The 16,933-nt window shown below is 54.3% G+C and carries 19 protein-coding genes and 1 tRNA gene; 18 read left to right on the top strand and 2 right to left on the bottom strand.

Annotation, left to right across the window (positions count from 1 at the left end; genetic code table 11):
• Positions 1–66 precede the first annotated feature (66 nt).
• Complete coding sequence (locus tag C8N36_RS04965) at positions 67–1,539, bottom strand: diguanylate cyclase (RefSeq protein ID WP_245910726.1); 1,473 nt, start codon at positions 1,537–1,539, stop codon at positions 67–69.
• A 97-nt stretch (positions 1,540–1,636) separates the two neighbouring features.
• Here C8N36_RS04965 and C8N36_RS04970 point away from each other — a divergent pair, with 97 nt between their 5' ends.
• The 7 genes from C8N36_RS04970 (at position 1,637) to C8N36_RS05000 (ending at position 7,714) form a co-directional block, all read left to right on the top strand.
• Positions 1,637–1,921 carry a DUF3572 domain-containing protein gene (locus C8N36_RS04970; RefSeq protein ID WP_097804795.1) on the top strand — a complete coding sequence of 95 codons (285 nt, stop codon included), beginning with the start codon at positions 1,637–1,639 and terminating at the stop codon, positions 1,919–1,921.
• The gene (locus C8N36_RS04975; protein WP_097804794.1) at positions 1,918–2,619 is read left to right on the top strand and encodes an HAD family hydrolase; all 702 of its coding nucleotides are present in this window, start codon (positions 1,918–1,920) and stop codon (positions 2,617–2,619) included. Before C8N36_RS04970 ends, C8N36_RS04975 begins: the two co-directional genes overlap by 4 nt.
• An 83-nt stretch (positions 2,620–2,702) precedes the next feature.
• The gene (locus C8N36_RS04980) at positions 2,703–4,271 is read left to right on the top strand and encodes a trimethylamine methyltransferase family protein (RefSeq protein ID WP_097804793.1); all 1,569 of its coding nucleotides are present in this window, start codon (positions 2,703–2,705) and stop codon (positions 4,269–4,271) included.
• A gap of 119 nt (positions 4,272–4,390) precedes the next feature.
• A complete protein-coding gene (locus tag C8N36_RS04985; RefSeq protein WP_097804792.1) occupies positions 4,391–4,996 on the top strand; it encodes a heme NO-binding domain-containing protein in 606 nt (201 codons plus the stop codon).
• Positions 4,993–6,000 carry a GGDEF domain-containing protein gene (locus C8N36_RS04990; protein ID WP_097804791.1) on the top strand — a complete coding sequence of 336 codons (1,008 nt, stop codon included), beginning with the start codon at positions 4,993–4,995 and terminating at the stop codon, positions 5,998–6,000. Before C8N36_RS04985 ends, C8N36_RS04990 begins: the two co-directional genes overlap by 4 nt.
• Before the next feature lie 67 nt (positions 6,001–6,067).
• Positions 6,068–6,142 (top strand) — tRNA-Gln (locus C8N36_RS04995).
• Between the two features lie 249 nt (positions 6,143–6,391).
• Positions 6,392–7,714: a site-specific integrase gene (locus C8N36_RS05000; RefSeq protein WP_141468069.1), complete on the top strand. Its 1,323-nt coding sequence runs from the start codon at positions 6,392–6,394 to the stop codon at positions 7,712–7,714.
• 193 nt (positions 7,715–7,907) lie between these two features.
• On the opposite strand, the gene C8N36_RS05005 is transcribed toward C8N36_RS05000, so the two are convergent.
• On the bottom strand, positions 7,908–8,120 hold the full coding sequence (locus C8N36_RS05005; protein WP_097804789.1) for a helix-turn-helix domain-containing protein: 213 nt from the start codon (positions 8,118–8,120) through the stop codon (positions 7,908–7,910).
• An 891-nt stretch (positions 8,121–9,011) separates the two neighbouring features.
• On the opposite strand from C8N36_RS05005, the gene C8N36_RS05015 reads away from it, so the two are divergent.
• The 11 genes from C8N36_RS05015 to C8N36_RS05065 all read left to right on the top strand — a co-directional run bounded on the left by C8N36_RS05015 (position 9,012) and on the right by C8N36_RS05065 (position 16,920).
• Positions 9,012–9,443: a hypothetical protein gene (locus tag C8N36_RS05015; RefSeq protein WP_097804787.1), complete on the top strand. Its 432-nt coding sequence runs from the start codon at positions 9,012–9,014 to the stop codon at positions 9,441–9,443.
• On the top strand, positions 9,440–9,742 hold the full coding sequence (locus C8N36_RS05020) for a hypothetical protein (protein WP_097804786.1): 303 nt from the start codon (positions 9,440–9,442) through the stop codon (positions 9,740–9,742). The genes C8N36_RS05015 and C8N36_RS05020 overlap by 4 nt, the downstream gene beginning before the upstream one ends.
• A complete protein-coding gene (locus C8N36_RS05025; RefSeq protein WP_097804785.1) occupies positions 9,735–10,001 on the top strand; it encodes a hypothetical protein in 267 nt (88 codons plus the stop codon). Before C8N36_RS05020 ends, C8N36_RS05025 begins: the two co-directional genes overlap by 8 nt.
• Entirely contained in the window at positions 9,998–10,255 is a 258-nt protein-coding gene (locus C8N36_RS05030) for a hypothetical protein (RefSeq protein WP_097804784.1), read from the top strand. Before C8N36_RS05025 ends, C8N36_RS05030 begins: the two co-directional genes overlap by 4 nt.
• The gene (locus tag C8N36_RS05035) at positions 10,252–11,136 is read left to right on the top strand and encodes a DUF6456 domain-containing protein (RefSeq protein ID WP_097804783.1); all 885 of its coding nucleotides are present in this window, start codon (positions 10,252–10,254) and stop codon (positions 11,134–11,136) included. Before C8N36_RS05030 ends, C8N36_RS05035 begins: the two co-directional genes overlap by 4 nt.
• On the top strand, positions 11,133–11,399 hold the full coding sequence (locus C8N36_RS05040) for a hypothetical protein (protein WP_097804782.1): 267 nt from the start codon (positions 11,133–11,135) through the stop codon (positions 11,397–11,399). Before C8N36_RS05035 ends, C8N36_RS05040 begins: the two co-directional genes overlap by 4 nt.
• Positions 11,386–12,579 (top strand): CHC2 zinc finger domain-containing protein, encoded by a 1,194-nt coding sequence (locus C8N36_RS05045; RefSeq protein ID WP_097804781.1) that lies wholly within the window; start codon positions 11,386–11,388, stop codon positions 12,577–12,579. Before C8N36_RS05040 ends, C8N36_RS05045 begins: the two co-directional genes overlap by 14 nt.
• 71 nt (positions 12,580–12,650) lie before the next feature.
• Positions 12,651–14,297 carry a DNA primase family protein gene (locus C8N36_RS05050; RefSeq protein WP_097804780.1) on the top strand — a complete coding sequence of 549 codons (1,647 nt, stop codon included), beginning with the start codon at positions 12,651–12,653 and terminating at the stop codon, positions 14,295–14,297.
• 411 nt (positions 14,298–14,708) lie between these two features.
• Positions 14,709–15,386 carry a hypothetical protein gene (locus C8N36_RS05055; protein ID WP_097804779.1) on the top strand — a complete coding sequence of 226 codons (678 nt, stop codon included), beginning with the start codon at positions 14,709–14,711 and terminating at the stop codon, positions 15,384–15,386.
• Positions 15,387–15,549: 163 nt separating this feature from the next.
• Positions 15,550–16,161, top strand: a complete 612-nt coding sequence (locus C8N36_RS05060) for a hypothetical protein (protein WP_097804778.1) — start codon at positions 15,550–15,552, stop codon at positions 16,159–16,161.
• A 162-nt stretch (positions 16,162–16,323) separates the two neighbouring features.
• A complete protein-coding gene (locus C8N36_RS05065; RefSeq protein ID WP_097804777.1) occupies positions 16,324–16,920 on the top strand; it encodes a hypothetical protein in 597 nt (198 codons plus the stop codon).
• Positions 16,921–16,933: the final 13 nt, after the last annotated feature.

The raw sequence follows: 16,933 nt of genomic DNA on the forward strand, positions 1-16,933 counted from the left end.
AACCGGCACCCAAATGGTTGCCGGTTTGACTGCCTGTATGCGGCCAATCAACAAGGCCTGATAAGATCAGATCATACCCGAGCTAGGCCAAGCAAACAGATCTTGCTGTGTGGCGCGGGGGGGCGTGCGCCGAGCGGGGGTCTTTTGTGTCTGTGGCGGAGCGCTCGGTTTGGCCATGACAACGGTATTACGGCCCTTTTCCTTAGCTTCATAAAGGGCTTTGTCAGCACGTTCGATCAGGTCTAGAGGAGCGGTTTCATCTTGTTTGCTTGAGGTGGCGACACCAATACTAAGCGTAACGGTTAAATGTTCCCCGCCGGGCAGTACGATTGGGTTTTCTGACATGATTTGGCACAAACGTTCTGCTGTACGCTGGGCTGCAAGGCGTCCTGTGTCCGGCATCGCGATCAAAAATTCCTCACCGCCCCAACGCGCAATCAGATCGGCGGCGCGCAAGTTATCCTTGAGCCGCTGGGCAAGTGCCACCAAAACAGCGTCGCCTGCAGCGTGGCCATAGCGGTCATTGACTTGTTTGAAATGATCAAGGTCTGCCACCAATAGGGCATAAGGGCGGCGCTGCCGCGTGGATCGATCCGCCAACCTGTTCAGATGCGGCAGGGTATACCGGCGGTTATACAACCCGGTTAGCTGATCCGTAACCGCAGCGCGCAGCCCGTCTTGCATATTGGCACGAAGCCGGTCTGCGGTGCGCTTGCGCTCGATCTGTTTTTTCAACCGTAGCGTCAACTCTTGGAGGTCGAGCCCACCGGCCAAAAGGTCATTTGCCCCCATATCCAAGGCGCTTGCCGCTTCGCGCCTTTGGTTGGGCTGCGCGACATAGATCAGCGCCGCATGGCGGGTCGATGTGCTGGCACGCATTTGCGCCAGCAAGGTCAACCCTTCGCCTTGGCTACCTTCACCTTCGGCAATAACGATGACATCCGGTGTTGGTTTGCGTTCTCGCAATGCGTCTTCGGGATCGACCAGTTCAATTCTGTCGCGCAATTCTGCACCAAGATCGTAAACCAGCTTTTCTGCCTCTGGCTGATGCCCCGTCGGGACCACAACAACATAGGCCGGTGTCGTAAACTCTGCGCTTTGTTCCGCCAGGCCAAGAGCCCTTCGGGTATCGTCTCTCAGCTGCAGCTCGGCCTCGGCATCGCGGGCCCGCAGCAGCGACCTTAGCCGCGCGAGCATGACCAAATCATCAATCGGCCGCGCCAGCACGTCATCGGCTCCAGCTGCAAGGGAGGCCAGCCGCTCACCTGGATCGTCATTATTGTGCATCATGACCACCGGCAACCGAACACCGGCTTCTTGACCGCGCAAAGCAGAGACGAGAGCGCGGCCAGTCATGTCGGGAAGGTCAGAGGCAGTGATAACCAAATCCGGCATGGATTTTTTCATAATGGCCAAAGCGGCCTTCCCGGAGGCAGCTTGGACGACTTCATAAAACGCCGCCGAAAGCTTAACCCGAAGGATAATCCGGTTCGTCGGAACGGCGTCCACCACTAGTATCCGGCCAGTCATATTGTTCATCCCCGCGCTTGGACGCAGCCACACGTCTGCTTGCACTTCTTGTGACTCTCAGATTTGATGAATATTGGTTAAGAAACCCTTTCGGGATTGGGTAGCAATGTCACTTTCTAGAGATGCAGCTGAAACAGTCGGCCTTCAGGCCGTTGCGTGGTTGGCTGCAAATGATGAACTATTTCCGGTGTTTATGGGGGCTACCGGAGCCTCGGAAGCGGATTTTCGCGCAGGCTTGGAAGACCCGATTTTTCAGGCGTCGGTCTTGGATTTTTTGATGATGGATGACGCGTGGGTAATGGCCTTTTGCGATGCACAAAGCATGGGTTACGCATTGGTCGGGCAAGCCCGTGCCGGATTGCCCGGAGGAGGAGAGGTGAATTGGACATGAGTTTGCGCGCGGATGCAGTGCTTTTTGACAAAGACGGAACGCTTTTTAACTTTGGGGCGACTTGGGATGTTTGGGCAGCCGAAGTGATTGCGCATTTGTCTGGCGGTGATCACCACCTGCAAGAGGCCATGGCCGCCTCCGCAGGCTATGACCTGACCCGCAAACGCTTTCACAGTGACAGTCCGGTGATTGCTGGAACCAACCTTGAAGCGGCTGAATGTCTGGCCCGCGTATTGCCGGATCGGTCATTGGAAGAGGTCGAGCTGTATCTGATGAAAGCCGCAGCAGAAGCACCTCTGAGCGAAGCCGTGCCCTTGGTTCCGTTCTTGGCGCAACTTGCGGCCATGGATTTGGCGCTGGGGGTGATGACAAACGATTCTGAATTTGCGGCCCGGGCGCATCTGCAGACCGCAGGTGTTGAAGGCATGTTCGATTTCATAGCCGGATTTGACAGCGGCTTTGGGGCGAAACCTGACCCTGATCCACTTTTAGCTTTTGCTGTGGCAACCAAAATTGCGCCAGAGCGAGTGGTCATGGTTGGTGACAGCACCCATGATTTACAGGCTGGTCGCGCGGCGGGAATGCAGACGGTTGGCGTGTTGACCGGCCCGGCTTTGACCGCTGAACTTGAACCTTGGGCGGACGTTGTTCTGTCTGACATTGGTGAGGTGTTGGGCTGGCTCTTGGCGGCTGAGTGATAAAAGCGACGATATCTGTCGCAATCGGACTGGAAAGCCGGTGATTGCGCATGTGTCATGGAGGCAGCCGATAGGAGGCCCCCATGACCGACACTGACACCTCACCCAAAGGTCGTCGCCGCAGCGGTGGACGCGCCGCCAATACGGCGCGGCGTGGGATCACAGCGGTAGAGCAGCAACCTTGGCGCTTGCCCGTCAACCAAGACCGCCCGATCGAACCGCTGAGCCCGGAAGGGGTCGAAAGGGTTCATAACGCGACCATGCAGATCCTCGAAGAAATCGGGATCGAGTTCTTGAATCCGAAGGCCATCACCTATCTGAAAAATGCTGGCTGCACGGTGCGCGGTGAAAACGTGCGCATGGATCGGGAATTTGTAACCGAGATGGTGGCCAAAGCGCCAAGTCGGTTTACCGTAACCCCGCGCAATCCGGAGCGGCAATTGACGCTTGGGGCTGGTCATTTGCTGTTTGGAAATGTGTCGTCTCCGCCCAACTATTGGGACCTTGAGATCGGGCGCAAAGTTCCCGGCACCCGTGAACATTTCCGCAATCTTCTGAAGCTGACCCAGTATTTCAACTGTATCCACTTTTGTGGTGGCTATCCCGTTGAACCGGTCGATATTCACCCCCGCGTGCGTCATCTGGATGCCATGTTTGACAAGTTGACGCTGTGCGACAAGACCATGCATGTCTATTCGCTCGGCAAAGAGCGTGTCGAAGACGGGATGGAAATGGTGCGGATTGCCGGCGGCCTCAGCCACGAAGAATTCGACGCCACTCCGCGCATGTATACGAACATCAATTCCACCTCGCCTTTGAAGCATGACCATCCGATGCTGGACGGTTGGATGCGCATGGCGCAACGCGGGCAGGGGCTTGTTGTGACCCCCTTTACCTTGGCGGGGGCGATGGCACCGGTCACAATGGCAGGTGCAGTTGTTCAATCCTTGGCCGAAGCGCTGGCCGCGGTGGTTTTAGCGCAGGTCATCAACCCCGGCGTGCCCTGCATGATTGGCACTTTCACATCAAATGTGGATATGAAAACCGGCGCTCCTGCTTTTGGGACACCTGAGTATATGCGGGCGACGCAGATGACCGGTCAGATGGCGCGCTATTACGGGTTGCCTTTGCGCTCGAGCGGGGTGTGTGCGTCCAATGTGCCTGACGGGCAGGCTATGTGGGAAACGGAACACAGCCTTTGGGCTGCGGTCCAATCAGGCACTGACATGGTGTATCACGCGGCGGGTTGGTTAGAGGGCGGGTTGATTGCCAGTCCTGAGAAATTCATCATGGATTGCGAAGTTTTGGGGCAAATCCAGCGCTATATGGAGCCGGAGATCTGTGATGTTTCCGATGCGGCATTGGCGGTTGAAACCATCCGTGACGTCGGCCCGAACGGTCATTTCTTTGGAGTGCAACACACCCAAGACAGGTATGAAACCGCCTTTCACCAACCGTTCTTGTCAGATTGGAAAAACTTTGAGGCGTGGGAAGCGGCAGGCGCTATGTGGACACCAGAGCGTGCGCATGGAATCTACAAACGGATCTTGGATGAATTCGAAGCCCCGGCGCTGGATCCGGCCGTTCACGAAGAGCTAACTGCTTTCGTTGCACGGCGCAAAGAAGAGGGAGGGGCCCCAACCGATTTTTGAACCTTGTTAACGTGCAACTAAATGTACCGGCCGCTTAATTTATGCACAATTGAAGATGTTACCCCTAAATTAAGGACGCAAGTGCCATCTTTTTGCAAAGACAAAAAGGCGGAGACATTATGCACGGCCTCATTTTGAAGACGCTTCAGGTCTTCGTGCAGGATACCTATGGTCCAGAAGCTTGGCGGAATATTTCAGCCCATGCTTCCCTTGAGACGCCTGATTTAGAGGCGATGTTAAACTACGACGAACAAGTTTTTAAGGACGTCGTTGCTGCCGCCAGTGAAGTGCTTGAAAAACCAAGCGAGGTCTTCTTGGAAGATATCGGAACCTATCTGGTGTCACACCCGAACTGCGAAGGGTTGAGGCGATTGTTACGGTTCGGGGGGGTGGATTTTATTGAATTTCTGCATTCCCTGGATGACTTGCCTGATCGTGCCCGCCTCGCTGTGGCGGATTTGGGGCTGCCCGATCTCGAGCTGCGGGACCACACCATCAACCAGTTTCAGCTGAAGATCGAAGGGCACCTTCCCGGTTTCGTTCACGTCATGACGGGGCTGTTGCGCGCGATGGCTGATGATTACGGTGCTTTGGCCTTGCTGGATCATTCTGGCGACGGAGCGGCCAGCGTACAAATGATCGACATCACTGTAGTCGAAACCGCTTATGCCGAAGGCCGCGATTTTGAATTGGCAGTATCCAAACAAATGGGAGAAGCCTCATGATAGAGTTCCCGATAGAGATGTTGCATAGGTTCTGCCCGATGCACGTTGTTTTGGACAGAACCGGGCATATCGTTCAAGCTGGTCCAACGTTACATAAAATCGGTGGCGACAACCTCGACGGGAAACGGTTTCTGGAATTGTTTGAAATTTATCGCCCTCGGTCTGTGTTGGGCATGTCGGACCTTCTCAATTCCCAAGGGCGCAAACTGCATCTGCGATTGAGAAGCGGAATTAGAACACCGCTAAAAGGGGTTTTGTCAGGCGACGGGCGCGGCGGGGCTGTGATAAATCTTTCCTTTGGTATCGCGGTGATTGACGCCGTGCGCGACTATGGTCTGACGAGCACCGATTTCGCTCCGACAGATCTTGCAGTAGAAATGCTTTATCTCGTTGAGGCCAAGTCAGCTGCCATGGATGCTTCTCTCAACCTGAATACACGCCTCCAAGGGGCGATGGTCGCGGCAGAGAAACGCGCCTTTACCGATACTCTTACCGGTTTGCACAATCGTCGCGCCGTTGATCAAGTTCTTGATCGGCTTTGTCGCAGTGGGCAACCGTTTTCCATCATGCACATCGATTTGGATTTCTTTAAGCAGGTTAACGACACCATGGGCCATGCTGCGGGTGATCATGTCTTGAAGGTTGTATCGCGATCGATGGCGGATACCTCGCGCAAGGACGACACGACTGCCCGGGTTGGTGGGGATGAGTTTGTGATAATTTACAACACGTTGGTAAATCGGGACCGCTTGTCGGACTTGGCTGGGCATCTCATATCACGAATCGAACATCCAATTCCTTTCGAGGATCGCGAATGCAATGTCTCGGCTAGCATTGGAATCTTTTGCAGTGAAGGGGGCGAACAAGATCCTGCTAAAGTGATGGAGCAAGCTGACATCGCACTCTACGCCGCGAAACATGCCGGCCGCGCGCAGTATTGCTTCTTTGAGGATCAAGATGACGTATCTGCGGCTGAAAATACCACAGCCATTGCGGGTGAATAATTTTGTGATTTTTTTTAAAAGAGGGGCTTGCACCCGCCGAAATCACACCGTAAATACCGCCTACAGTTGGGGTGTAGCCAAGTGGTAAGGCAACGCTTTTTGGTAGCGTGCACCGTAGGTTCGAATCCTACCACCCCAGCCATTTTTACAAAAAACCCGATGCCAAGGCGTCGGGTTTTTGTTTGATTGCCGTTTAAATTCAAGAGCTTGGAGGCTTACCCCTCCGTGAGGGCGGCTTTTTTGTTGCGAAAAATCCCGCAACATTACTCGCAACAATCCAAGCTTCTATTGAAGGCAATTTCCCCCAACCCACTAGATTCGTGAAGCTTGGTGTGCAAGTTTGCCTCGTGATGTACGGTGTGCGCTGAGCATTGTTTGAAGGGGTGATTTGTTGGGCGTTGTGAATGACCGTGGCCGGTACTACTGGGTTAAGCGCGTTCCTAAGCGCTTCCTTGGGTTGGTGTGCGGGGTTGATGGCCAGCCAGTTGGACAAGTGCGTCAAGCGCTGCACACAGATAGTTTAAAAGAGGCGAAGGCTAAAGGTTCTCAAGTTGAGGCCGCTCGGTTGGCTGAGTGGGAAGCTTTGGCGGTTGGTGATGATGCCAGCGCGAGAGCGCATTACGAGGCGGCGCGCACTCTGGCAGAGGTTCGCGGGTATTCGTACACGCCAATGCCGGGCCTTACTGATGGTGACTTTGATAGGTTGATGCATCGCGTTCTATCATTGAGCGGCGATGGCGTGCTAAAATCACCGCTATCAGATGCAAAGGCGGTTTTGGGTGCTGTTCCTGAGGCATTGCCAACGCTGCCTGAGGTTTTAGAAGAGTATTTTGATCTTACTAAAACGCGGCATATTAAAAAATCAGATGCTCAGCGTCACCGCTGGAGCTTGCCGCGCGAAAGGGCCGTGAATAACTTTCTTGCGGTTACATCGCCGAATAATTCACGCGGTGTTCGAAACCTAAAGCCTGTTAATGAAATTACCCGCCCCGATGCATTGAAGTTTCGGCGCTGGTGGTCTGATCGGGTTGAGGGCGGCATGAAAATCGAAAGTGCCAATAAAGATTTTGGCCATTTGGCTGAAATTTTTGGCACTTGGGCGGATCTGAAAAATGCTGAAATGCCCAACCCGTTTTTAAAGCTGCGCTTAGAGGGCAGGGATGAGCGAACTCGCCCGGCATTTAGCAAAGAGTGGATACAGGGTAAACTATTAGCGCCTGATGCGCTGACGCGGCTAAATGATGAGGCGCGTGATGTGTTTTTGATCACCCTAAATACCGGGTGTCGCCCAAGTGAAATTACCGATGCACCAGTTGAGGATTTTCAAGTTGAGGTGGATATACCATTTCTGCGCATTGCCCCGCATGGCCGTGAATTAAAGGTTGCGCATACACGGCGCGATGTGCCGTTGCTTGGTGTTTCTTTGAATGCCGCCAAGCGGATTGTGGCGCGGGGCGGCATTCAAAAATATGGGAATAAGGCTGGATCTTGGTCCGCTTGTGTCAATAAATTCATGACAACCAACGGGCTAAAGGAGACGCCTGCACATTCGGCCTATTCTGTGCGCCACTATGTCGAAAATGCATTGTTGGCCGCAAAGGTTGATGATCGGGTGCGTGCCGATATTTTAGGGCACAAGTACCATCGCCCTAGTTATGGCGATGGCGGTGCTTTGGAGGGGCGGCGTGCTGCATTGTCCTTGATTGCATTTTGAATGCCGTGAGTGGTTGTTGCGGCGCACCGGCCAAGCGCGCGGGCGCGTTCTAGGGATGTGCTGCGGCGATCTAGCGCCGCCACTTCTGCCTCTATTCTCTCAAATACCGGCAAAAACATTTCGCCATCGCGTGCGACCAATTGCGCGGCAACGCTTAGAGCCTCTCTAAGCTTGTTGGGGTCAATATCGCGCTTCATTCTAGCGTATAAACTTTTTTGACGTTGTATCGTTCCAATTTTCGACGAAGCGTTAAAACGGTAATGCCTGCTATGTTTGCCGCGTGCGTTTTATTCCCATCTGTTTCAGTTAGAGCAAGCTCAAGATACTTAAGTTCGACGGATTTCTGCACTTCTGCTAAAGACTGTTTTTGCAGGTTAATTGTCACGGTTAAGCAATGATCGGTCATTGTTTGACCTCATGCGCTAAACTTGTGGGTTGGGTCTGTCTGGCTGAAACTTCCCTTGCGATCCTATCAAGGACGGGTTGAAAGATCGGGCCATCGCGCGCGACTAGCTGCTGAGCAATGCTAAGCGCCTCTTCAAGTTTCTCCATCGGGATGTGTGTTGACGGATCTTGATTGCAGTTTCCCAAAGAATTTTTAATAGACATGGCTAGCCTCCGTACGGCGTTTACAACACCGGCTTGCCAAGTTTCCAATCTTGGGTGGGCCGGACGAACGGAGTTGGAAATACCGCAATACGGAACGGCCTGCCGAAGCAGCCCCGAACGCCCGAACCCATAAAGAAACCGCGCAATTTGGGCGCGGTTTGGACGCCGTATTATATGCGGGTTTCCAATCCCGGCAACCGTTTTTTGCGGCTGCACAGGAATCTTGTGCGAAATATATGATGCTGTCAACATTAAAAACAACTCCCCAAATATGGCTAGATTCAAAACGCAATGGAATCACGTCAAGGTTGAATTGTTTTTGGAATCCAAAGAATAAACGAACAGTTAATCCCTGCGGGCATAATGGTGTCACTTGTGCTACTGGCTGATGTTTACGGCACGCTCTTGAAGTCATTGTGAACAAAAATGACCCTTTGCGATCATTTTTGTCCGTTTTGAGTCACCATTGTCGTCCGCTGTTACTATTTGAAAGTAATAAATAATTTATGCCGGATTGCCGACAATAAATGTCTTTTCGCGGTCAATTTTGACCCTCCCGCCTGTCTGTTCCTCCGTTTTAAGTGGTCACATCATTAATAAGATGTTGGAGTTCAGGTCGTGGCAAATCAGAAAAGAGAAAAGCAACCCATAGTTGATTGCGAGTTGTCGAAGTGGGCGAGGTTCAATCATGGCGTTTGAACCCACAACACCAGAAGCACCCAAAAAGAACGGCAAGATTGAAGAGCGGATTTCGCTTGCTGTGAAAGTTGATCAGCGCGGCGTTTCGCGCGTTCACATCATTATCAACGGTGCTGCGCGAAAGCGGTATTTCCCGGCCTCCGAAAAGGGAACCCATTTTGAGGTTTCATTTGGAGTTGGGGCGGATATTGGGCGTTTCATGATCTGCCAAAGCGCAAAAGGTGGCGTGATCGCTCATCAGCGCGGCATTAAGGGGCATGCGCTCACTCTAATTGTTAGACCGTGGGAAGCTATCGCTGCGCGGCGTCATTTAGCGGTGCCATGCCGCATTTTAGAAGATTTCGGAAATGGCGGTTTGGTGCTGCGGGTTCCTGATGAGCCGGTGCCTTATTGTGACCGGGTTGAGGGGATTGCGGCATGAAAGATGCAACGTCAAAGGTGCCTTCCTTAGCCCGCGTGATTATCGGTGGCCTACTGATGCACGGGAAAATCGAAACTGGCGAGCTGCTGGCTATTTCAACCAAAATGGGGCTTGGCGGCGGGGCTTTGCCGCGCGCGATGCTGGATGTGGTGAACGCTGGGCAGGCGCGGGCCTTGCCCGGTCCATCTGGTGCGGGTCAGTTGATTGCCGGTGATGCGCTGGCCATGATCCCGCGCCCGATCCGCATTCGGTTAAAAACAGCCTACCTGACCACCAGAATGGGGGTGCGTCATGCGTAATCCGCCCCTTTTGAAATTTTTGGCCGCTGTTCAGATGCATTGCGAAACGGCTGCCACACTGATGCGCGCATCTGAACTTGAGCCTTTAGATTTGCAGCTTTCCGTCGCAATTGCTGAGGATCTTGGCTTTGTGGAAAACACCGGTGAAATCCACCCTTCGCTGCGCATCACTGCCGATGGCTGGGCATGGGTCACACAAGAGCTTGCACCGTTTCGGGGATTGATACGCGATGCCGCGCGGACGGGTGGTGTATCATGAGGCAAGTGCCAAAACCCGCCGCAATGGCCATCCGGCTCAATGACAGCCCTTGGCAGCATTTGCCGGAAATGAGCCAAAACTATCAACTTGAGCGCGCCGGAATTGAGGCGGGTTTGTTGCTGGTTGAGATGTTTCACCACCATGGCGCAAGCCGCTTGGCGGCGGCTGGGTATGCGCAAGCCGCTAAGATGCGGCTTGGCGCTGCTGTTGCGGCTGCATCCTTGCGGGCTGATATTGTGGGGATAGTGCGATGAAGCATCTTTTTCTCTCGCCCTACGCTTTGCAGGCTTATTTTGAAAACGTGCTGTTTGGTCAGTCTATGCGCGCCATTGGAACAGCGCAGGGTTGTGCCCCGTCCAATGTGCTTCGGAGCCGTATTCGTGTTGTTGAGAACGCGCGCGATGTTCCTGAATTTGATGATCTTATTCAGCGATTGGAAACCTTTATTTTAAGCCAGCCTATGCCGCCGCGTGGTCCGGTTTCCCGCGAATTGGTACTAAGGGCATTGGGGTTGGATGCGCGCAAATTCTCTGTGACGATTGCAAAGGTGATCCCGGTTTTGAGTAAATCGGATGCCATCGTTTTATCCGGCGATGCGCCGCGCGCCGCGATTTTGGCCAAAAATGTCGCGGGGGAAAGCCTGTCTCGCGAAGAGTTTTTGGCGGCGGTCGCTTTTGGATGGTTGGAAGTTGCCGGGCCAACGGATCGCCGAATTCGGCGTTTCAAACTTACTCTGCGCGCCGAAGAAGCGACGGTTTCACTGGATTCTGTCAAGGGGCTTTTGGCCAACGAAAAACCGCAAGAGCGGCCTGCGCGCAAAATGGGCTGGTCTCATTCGTGCCCTCTTGAGGCGTGTTCGCGCCGCTCTGGGCAAACTTTAATCACGGATAAGCACGTGAAAACCAAGGGGCGGTTTCAGTCAATTTATTTGACGCGCAACGCGGTTGATCCGGGGGCATATGCGGCGATAAGTGATGCTTTGCCGCCCCGGTTAATGACCGTTCTAGAAGAGGTCTGCGGCAAGAACACCGGCTTTGAGGTTGTTGAAAAAGGGATGGGTATACCGGCGCGTTCGGCCAAGGTTTTGGTTGCGGCGGCGCTGGAAACGCTTGATCACGCGGGGCTTTTGTCATGACCCGCGCCCCGTCTGAGATTTGCGAAATCTGCAATTTGTTCCCGGTCTCATCTGGCCTTGGCTTCCCTCTTTGGCCCGGCATCGTGCCAGAATTGCCCGATATCCTACGCGGTGCCTGCATTTGGGTGTGCGCTGGCAAGGCCTGTGAGCTGGCGGCGCAGAAGCGTGCGCTGCGTAGCGCGGCGCGTTTTGGTGTCACGCTGGCCAAGATCTGGCGGCATGTGCCTGCCCCATCCAAGGGGGCACAACATGGCCCTGTCTGATGAAATCAAAGCCCGCGTTTCGCTGCGCGCAATTGTTGAGCAAACTGTTGAATGGGATGCGCGCAAAAGCCAACCGGCAAAAGGTGATTATTGGGCACCATGCCCGTTTCATGGTGAACGATCCCCAAGCTTTCATGTCACTGAACCCAAGGGCACCGGCGGGCAATTCTATTGCTTTGGCTGTCAGGCCAAGGGATCGGTGATTGATTTCTTGATGCAACGCGATGGCCTTTCCTTCACCGCCGCTGTGCGCGCGCTTGCCGATAGTGAAAACATTGATCGCACCGCAGATCCCGCGCGGATCGCGGCATTCAAGGCCAAGTCTGAGGCGCGACAACGCCAAGCCGAACGCGCGGCGGCTGAGCTGGCTGATCGCGGCGTGACCAAAGCGCATAATGTGTGGCGTGCATCGGTCGCCAACCACCCCGATTTGATGGCCTATCTTGAGGGGCGCGGCATTCGCATTGAAGCGATTGGCGGCTTGCCTGCAACTTTGCGCTATCACGCGGATCTACCTTGCTATGACGGGGCTGATGAAAATGGCAGGGCCAAGCTGATCCATCGCGGCCCCGCCATGGTGGCGTTTATTGGTCGGCAAAAACTGATTGGCGTACATCGCACATGGTTTAACGCGGCTGACCCGCGCAAGGGCCGTGCCCATACCCCGGACGGCCACAAGGTGCCCAAAAAGATGCTGGGCCGCACGGGTGAAATTTTTGGCAATCCGGTGGTGCTGTCCAAGCCCTATTGCCCGCGCGTGGTTGTGGGGGAAGGTATTGAAACCACGCTCGCGGTGTATTCGGCCACCCGCGCCCTCAATCCAGAATTTAACGCCCGAATTGAGGCGGCTTTGTCGCTGGGCGCATTGGCTGGACCTGAGGCCAAAACCGGCGCGCGGCGCGGGGTTGGCCGCACCGGCAAACGTCTGCCAAACCCATCACCGGAATTGGACGGGCCGCGCCCCGGCTGGTTGCCGCCCGATGGTGTGAGTTGCGCAACCATTTTGGCCGATCCAAGCACAAAATGCCCCGACGCTGCTCGCATCCATGCTGAGCGTGCCTTGGCCAAAATATCCCATGCCTGCCCGGATGGCGCACGCCTCGCGATCCCGCTGGGGCATTGGGATCATGATCAGGATTTTGCGGATCTGGCCAAGGCTGGAACACTTTATGAGGCATAGACGGTTTGGCAGTTTAGCCGCTGCCATGCCCTTCACCGCCGAAATCCCCAATACTCACAGGAGGCATATCTATGGGTAAACCCTACGCGCTTATAGCTGGCCTGCGTGCCTCGGCTTTGACGATGCCTGAGCGGCTTGATCTGGAAATGAATGATGAGGATAACGCCGCGCGGATCTTGTCAGCCTATGGGCAAGATCTGGTGTTTGTCTCCGGCAAGGGTTGGGCCGTTTGGGATGGCACGCGTTATTCGTTCCGGTCGGGCAATTTGGCCGCGCGCGAGATTGGCCACCAGTTGCGCCAGTTGGTCATAGAAGAGGCTGAGTTTTTACAGGCAAATTTTGACGCCCCAATAGAAGAGCTGGAAGCCTTTATTGATCAGATGGCGCACAAGCGCCCGCCGGTCCTTGTCAGATCCCACAATGATGCCCGGCAAATGATGGGCTTTGCGGCTGCGTCCAAGCTACGCCAACACGCCACCAAGTGCGGCAATGCCGCCAAGGTCAAAAGCGCGCTTGAAACTTGCGAGCATCAAAGGCGGGCTGAGGTTGAGGAAATGGACAATGATCCTTGGACCTTTGTTTTGCCAAATGGCGATTTGGATCTGCGCGCCGTGCGCGATTGGGAAGCGCCCTATGACGCCCCGGATGCTGAGGTGATCGCCAGCAAAATGGACTGGCTCAAGCCTGTCGATCGGGCGCATCTGCCAACCAAATGCGGGGGCGTCAAATTCGATCCGGCGGCGGGTTGTCCGGGCTGGGTGGATTTTATGGAATTAATCATTCCTGATGATGAAATTCGCGCCTGTACGCAGCGCATTTTTGGCGCAACCTTGTTTGGTGAAAACAGCGCGCAGATCTGCGTTTTGCTGCGCGGCCCCGGTGGCAATGGCAAATCGACTTTGCTCAATACCCTCAGCCATGTGCTTGGCCGTCAAGATGGCTATGCCGCGCCCTGTAAAATCGAAATGTTCCTTGAAACCGGCCAAGCGGCGGCAAGTGCAGCCACGCCCGAAGAGGCGGATTTGCCGGGTGCGCGCGCCTATATCGCGACTGAACCGGGCGCGCGCGATGTTCTGAGCGCCAAGAAAATCAAAGGGCTAACGGGCGGTGATCGCCGTATGTCGCGCGGGCTATATGCCGATCCGTTCTTTTGGACGCCAACCGGCATTCCGATCTTGTCATGCAATCGCACGCCCAAGGTCAAAGACGAAGATGAGGGCACCCGCCGCCGATTGGTCTTTGTGCCCTTTGACGTGAACCTGCGCGCCCTGCCTGCGGACCAACAACGCGCGCAGGGCGCTGTTGAGGCAGAGCTAAGGGCCGAAGGGCCGGGCATTCTCAACTGGATGATTGAAGGGTTTCAGGAGTTCATGCGCATTGGTGTGGATCTGCCGGATAGTATGACCAAGCTCAAAACGCAGCTTTTGGAAAGCGCCGATCCGGTTGGCGTGTTTCTGGGCGAAATGGTCGTGCCAGATCCCAAGGGGCGGGTGCCTGTCAAAGAGTTCTTCACCGTGCATGAGGCGTGGTGCGAGCAAGGCGGTTTCCAGCTTTATCAAAAATCCACCGTGCGCAATATCATGGTTGAAAAGGGCTATGAGACAGGCCCCGTCAAAGGCTACGCGCACTACAAGGGCTTTAGCTGGTCTGAGGATGCGGCAGAGCTGATCAAGGGCGTTCTTGGCGCGCCAGTTGAGCCGGATGGCCCGCCGTTCTAGCCCCCCCCCGCATTTGTCACCCCAAACCCCGCGCCCCCTAAGGGGAGGTGAAAAAAACGTCACCCAATTGGAAAATCAGAGGGCTTTGTGCGGCCTCAGCCGTAGTCCGGCTGAGAAGCGATAAGGAAAAAAGCCGGAATTGGCGAAATAAAAGTCACCCCAAGGGGAAAAAGTCACCCCGAGAATTGAAAAAGCCACCCCAGTTATCACCCCTCTAGCTCTCTTCTTTTTTCTATCCTCTTATTATTAAACAGAAAAATAGATAGAGGGGTGTGCGGGGTGAAGAAAATCCGCCCGTATATGTGAGAAAAATCATATATAGATTTTTTCTCAAAAGTGTTCGGGCGGCTGTCACCCCACCCAAGTCACCCCGGCCACCCCTGTTGGCCACTTTTGCAAGGAAATCCCCGCATGGCCAGAAAACGCAAAGCCCAAGGCACCGTCACCCTTCCACCCTTTGCATGGGACACACATGCCACGCCTTTGGGCGGCACGCGCACGCGGCTTGCCCGCGCGGATGTTGAGCGCGCGGAAATTGAGGTTGGCACCGGTGTTGATGGTGATGGCGAGATTGTCAGCCAGCGTGCCCGCGTCTGGCGCACCAAACCTGCGCCCATGATGGCCAATCTAACCCCTGCCGCCCGCGCTGCCGTGCTGGTCTATATCGAAGCGGTTGAGATTGTCGGCGGTTCAATCGGCGGCAGTGATGCGGGTGGATCTGGCACGGGTAGCTCTTCGCCAACCGCCGGGCCAAGCGTGCGCGCCTTGGCTGAGGCTGAGCGGTTGCGGATGATGCATGCCGCGCTTGAGGGTGGTGAGCTGGTGGTGCCTCATCGCGAGGCAAGGCAGCAACGGCGCGGTGATGGTTTGGCGCGCACGCCCTTTAGGCAGTTGCTGGAATGGATGGCGATTGATGGGCTTGGCCGTAATGATATTCTAAAACGCGCCGGTGCATCCATTGGCAATGAGTTAGCCCAAAGTGAATTGGTTGTATCTATCGCCGCTGTTGGTGAGCGTCTTGCAATCTCTTGCGGTTATATTTCAGCACCGCACTCCAAATCTGAGTTTGGTCAACGCTCAAATGTTTGATGTATACGTCTTGGCACAGTCGAGAAGTGGCTAAGAAATACCGCACCGGCGGATCTGGCCATGTTCCGACACCCCCCGAACCTCTGAGATTGCCTGCATGCTCCCCTTGTCTCAGAGGTTCGGGCTGTATCGTTCAAGTCTCGCTAACAGATTGGCTGCGTCTATGGATCTGCGTATCACATCAAACGCCAAACAGTTTCAGCGTGGCTTGAACAATGCGGCCCGCAAGCAAGTGCCCTTTGCCATGTCGTTGGCCATCAACGAAGTGCTGAATGAGATTAAGCGCAATTGGGAAAAGACATTGCGCCGCCGGTTGGACAACCCCACGCCCTTCACCATGAAAGCCTTTGCGATCAAGCGCGCCACCAAACGCAATCTGCGCGGTGTGATCTTTGCCAAGGCCATTCAAGCGGACTATCTGCTATGGCAAGAGGATGGTGGCACACGAAAGCCCAAGCGTCGGGCAATCCTTGTGCCCGTTGGTCAGCGGGTCAACAAATACGGGAACATGCCGCGCGGTGCGGTTGGTCGTGTGCTGGCAATGCCTAACACTTTCTCAGGTAAGCCTAAGGGTAGTTCTCATGCTGGGATCTATCGGCGGTTAGGGACAAAGAATACAAGTCGCAAGTCTGGTGCGAAGTTGAAACTTCTGGTCAGCTATGAGCGCAAGGCGCGTTACAAGCCCAGCTTGAAGTTGATCAGCGGCGCTGCCAAGACCGCAACCGCCCGCCTGCCGCAAGCCCTACTCAAAGCAATGCGCCGGGCGATGAAATAGACCCGATAGGTTCTTTGGAAGCCCCCGCTACATGGGTAATTCGCGATCATGTATGGTGTGTATCTTTGTTTTTCGCGGCCCCTTTCGTTTTGGGTTGTGGTTGTTGTTGAGGGGATGTGATGTTGATAAGTCTAGCTAAGGTAAAATAGCGTGGTTTGAGAAATGAAGTTTTGGATTGAAGTAGTTAGGCGCGCATTATCGTGGTGGGTTAGCCTCGTTGGGATTGTGGCCTTGTTTCTTTCGTGGATTGCTTCGGCAACATCTAAGGACGGATATATCACGCTTTTTCAAACTGAGGTTGTCGAAAGCTCAATTTGGAGCTTAGTGTTTTTGGTTTGCGGCGTGATTTTTTTTCTCAGGTGTCTGTTTGTGATTTCGAAAATCCACAAAGAACAAAACTCTGATATTTCGAGTTTAAGGCAAGAATTAGCTTCACCTAAAAGAGCTAACATGAGGGATCTTGCGAATTCAGCAACGAATTTTCTAAATGCATCCGAAAAAATATATCACCAGTGGATGAATTCCGATCAGGGTGGCCGCGAGACTTTATACGCAGGCTATTACTCACTTCGAGAGGAAGTAAATAGGTCCAATTCTAGGTATGCTCACATCGAAAAAGTACGAATCGCAGGCTCTGATTTAGTAAATGCCTGCGATATTCTTGTTGATGAAGTGAAAGGCGACAACCCTGATCATCGCTTACTTCAAGCTTCTCTCAGGAAGCACAAGGAATTTCTTCAAATAGTAGATCCGCAATAAAGCATAAGCACTC

Origin of the sequence: Pelagimonas varians (genome assembly GCF_003208435.1) — a bacterium.
GTDB lineage: Bacteria > Pseudomonadota > Alphaproteobacteria > Rhodobacterales > Rhodobacteraceae > Pelagimonas > Pelagimonas varians.

Coding starts and splice junctions, on each gene's coding strand:
- C8N36_RS05015 (WP_097804787.1), top strand. CDS start 9,012: ATGGCGTTTGAACCCACAACACCAGAAGCACCCAAAAAGAACGGCAAG.
- C8N36_RS05005 (WP_097804789.1), bottom strand. CDS start 8,120: ATGACCGATCATTGCTTAACCGTGACAATTAACCTGCAAAAACAGTCT.
- C8N36_RS05030 (WP_097804784.1), top strand. CDS start 9,998: ATGAGGCAAGTGCCAAAACCCGCCGCAATGGCCATCCGGCTCAATGAC.
- C8N36_RS05040 (WP_097804782.1), top strand. CDS start 11,133: ATGACCCGCGCCCCGTCTGAGATTTGCGAAATCTGCAATTTGTTCCCG.
- C8N36_RS04990 (WP_097804791.1), top strand. CDS start 4,993: ATGATAGAGTTCCCGATAGAGATGTTGCATAGGTTCTGCCCGATGCAC.
- C8N36_RS05055 (WP_097804779.1), top strand. CDS start 14,709: ATGGCCAGAAAACGCAAAGCCCAAGGCACCGTCACCCTTCCACCCTTT.
- C8N36_RS04985 (WP_097804792.1), top strand. CDS start 4,391: ATGCACGGCCTCATTTTGAAGACGCTTCAGGTCTTCGTGCAGGATACC.
- C8N36_RS05025 (WP_097804785.1), top strand. CDS start 9,735: ATGCGTAATCCGCCCCTTTTGAAATTTTTGGCCGCTGTTCAGATGCAT.
- C8N36_RS05050 (WP_097804780.1), top strand. CDS start 12,651: ATGGGTAAACCCTACGCGCTTATAGCTGGCCTGCGTGCCTCGGCTTTG.
- C8N36_RS04975 (WP_097804794.1), top strand. CDS start 1,918: ATGAGTTTGCGCGCGGATGCAGTGCTTTTTGACAAAGACGGAACGCTT.
- C8N36_RS05020 (WP_097804786.1), top strand. CDS start 9,440: ATGAAAGATGCAACGTCAAAGGTGCCTTCCTTAGCCCGCGTGATTATC.
- C8N36_RS05065 (WP_097804777.1), top strand. CDS start 16,324: ATGAAGTTTTGGATTGAAGTAGTTAGGCGCGCATTATCGTGGTGGGTT.
- C8N36_RS04970 (WP_097804795.1), top strand. CDS start 1,637: ATGTCACTTTCTAGAGATGCAGCTGAAACAGTCGGCCTTCAGGCCGTT.
- C8N36_RS05045 (WP_097804781.1), top strand. CDS start 11,386: ATGGCCCTGTCTGATGAAATCAAAGCCCGCGTTTCGCTGCGCGCAATT.
- C8N36_RS05060 (WP_097804778.1), top strand. CDS start 15,550: ATGGATCTGCGTATCACATCAAACGCCAAACAGTTTCAGCGTGGCTTG.
- C8N36_RS05035 (WP_097804783.1), top strand. CDS start 10,252: ATGAAGCATCTTTTTCTCTCGCCCTACGCTTTGCAGGCTTATTTTGAA.
- C8N36_RS04965 (WP_245910726.1), bottom strand. CDS start 1,539: ATGAACAATATGACTGGCCGGATACTAGTGGTGGACGCCGTTCCGACG.
- C8N36_RS04980 (WP_097804793.1), top strand. CDS start 2,703: ATGACCGACACTGACACCTCACCCAAAGGTCGTCGCCGCAGCGGTGGA.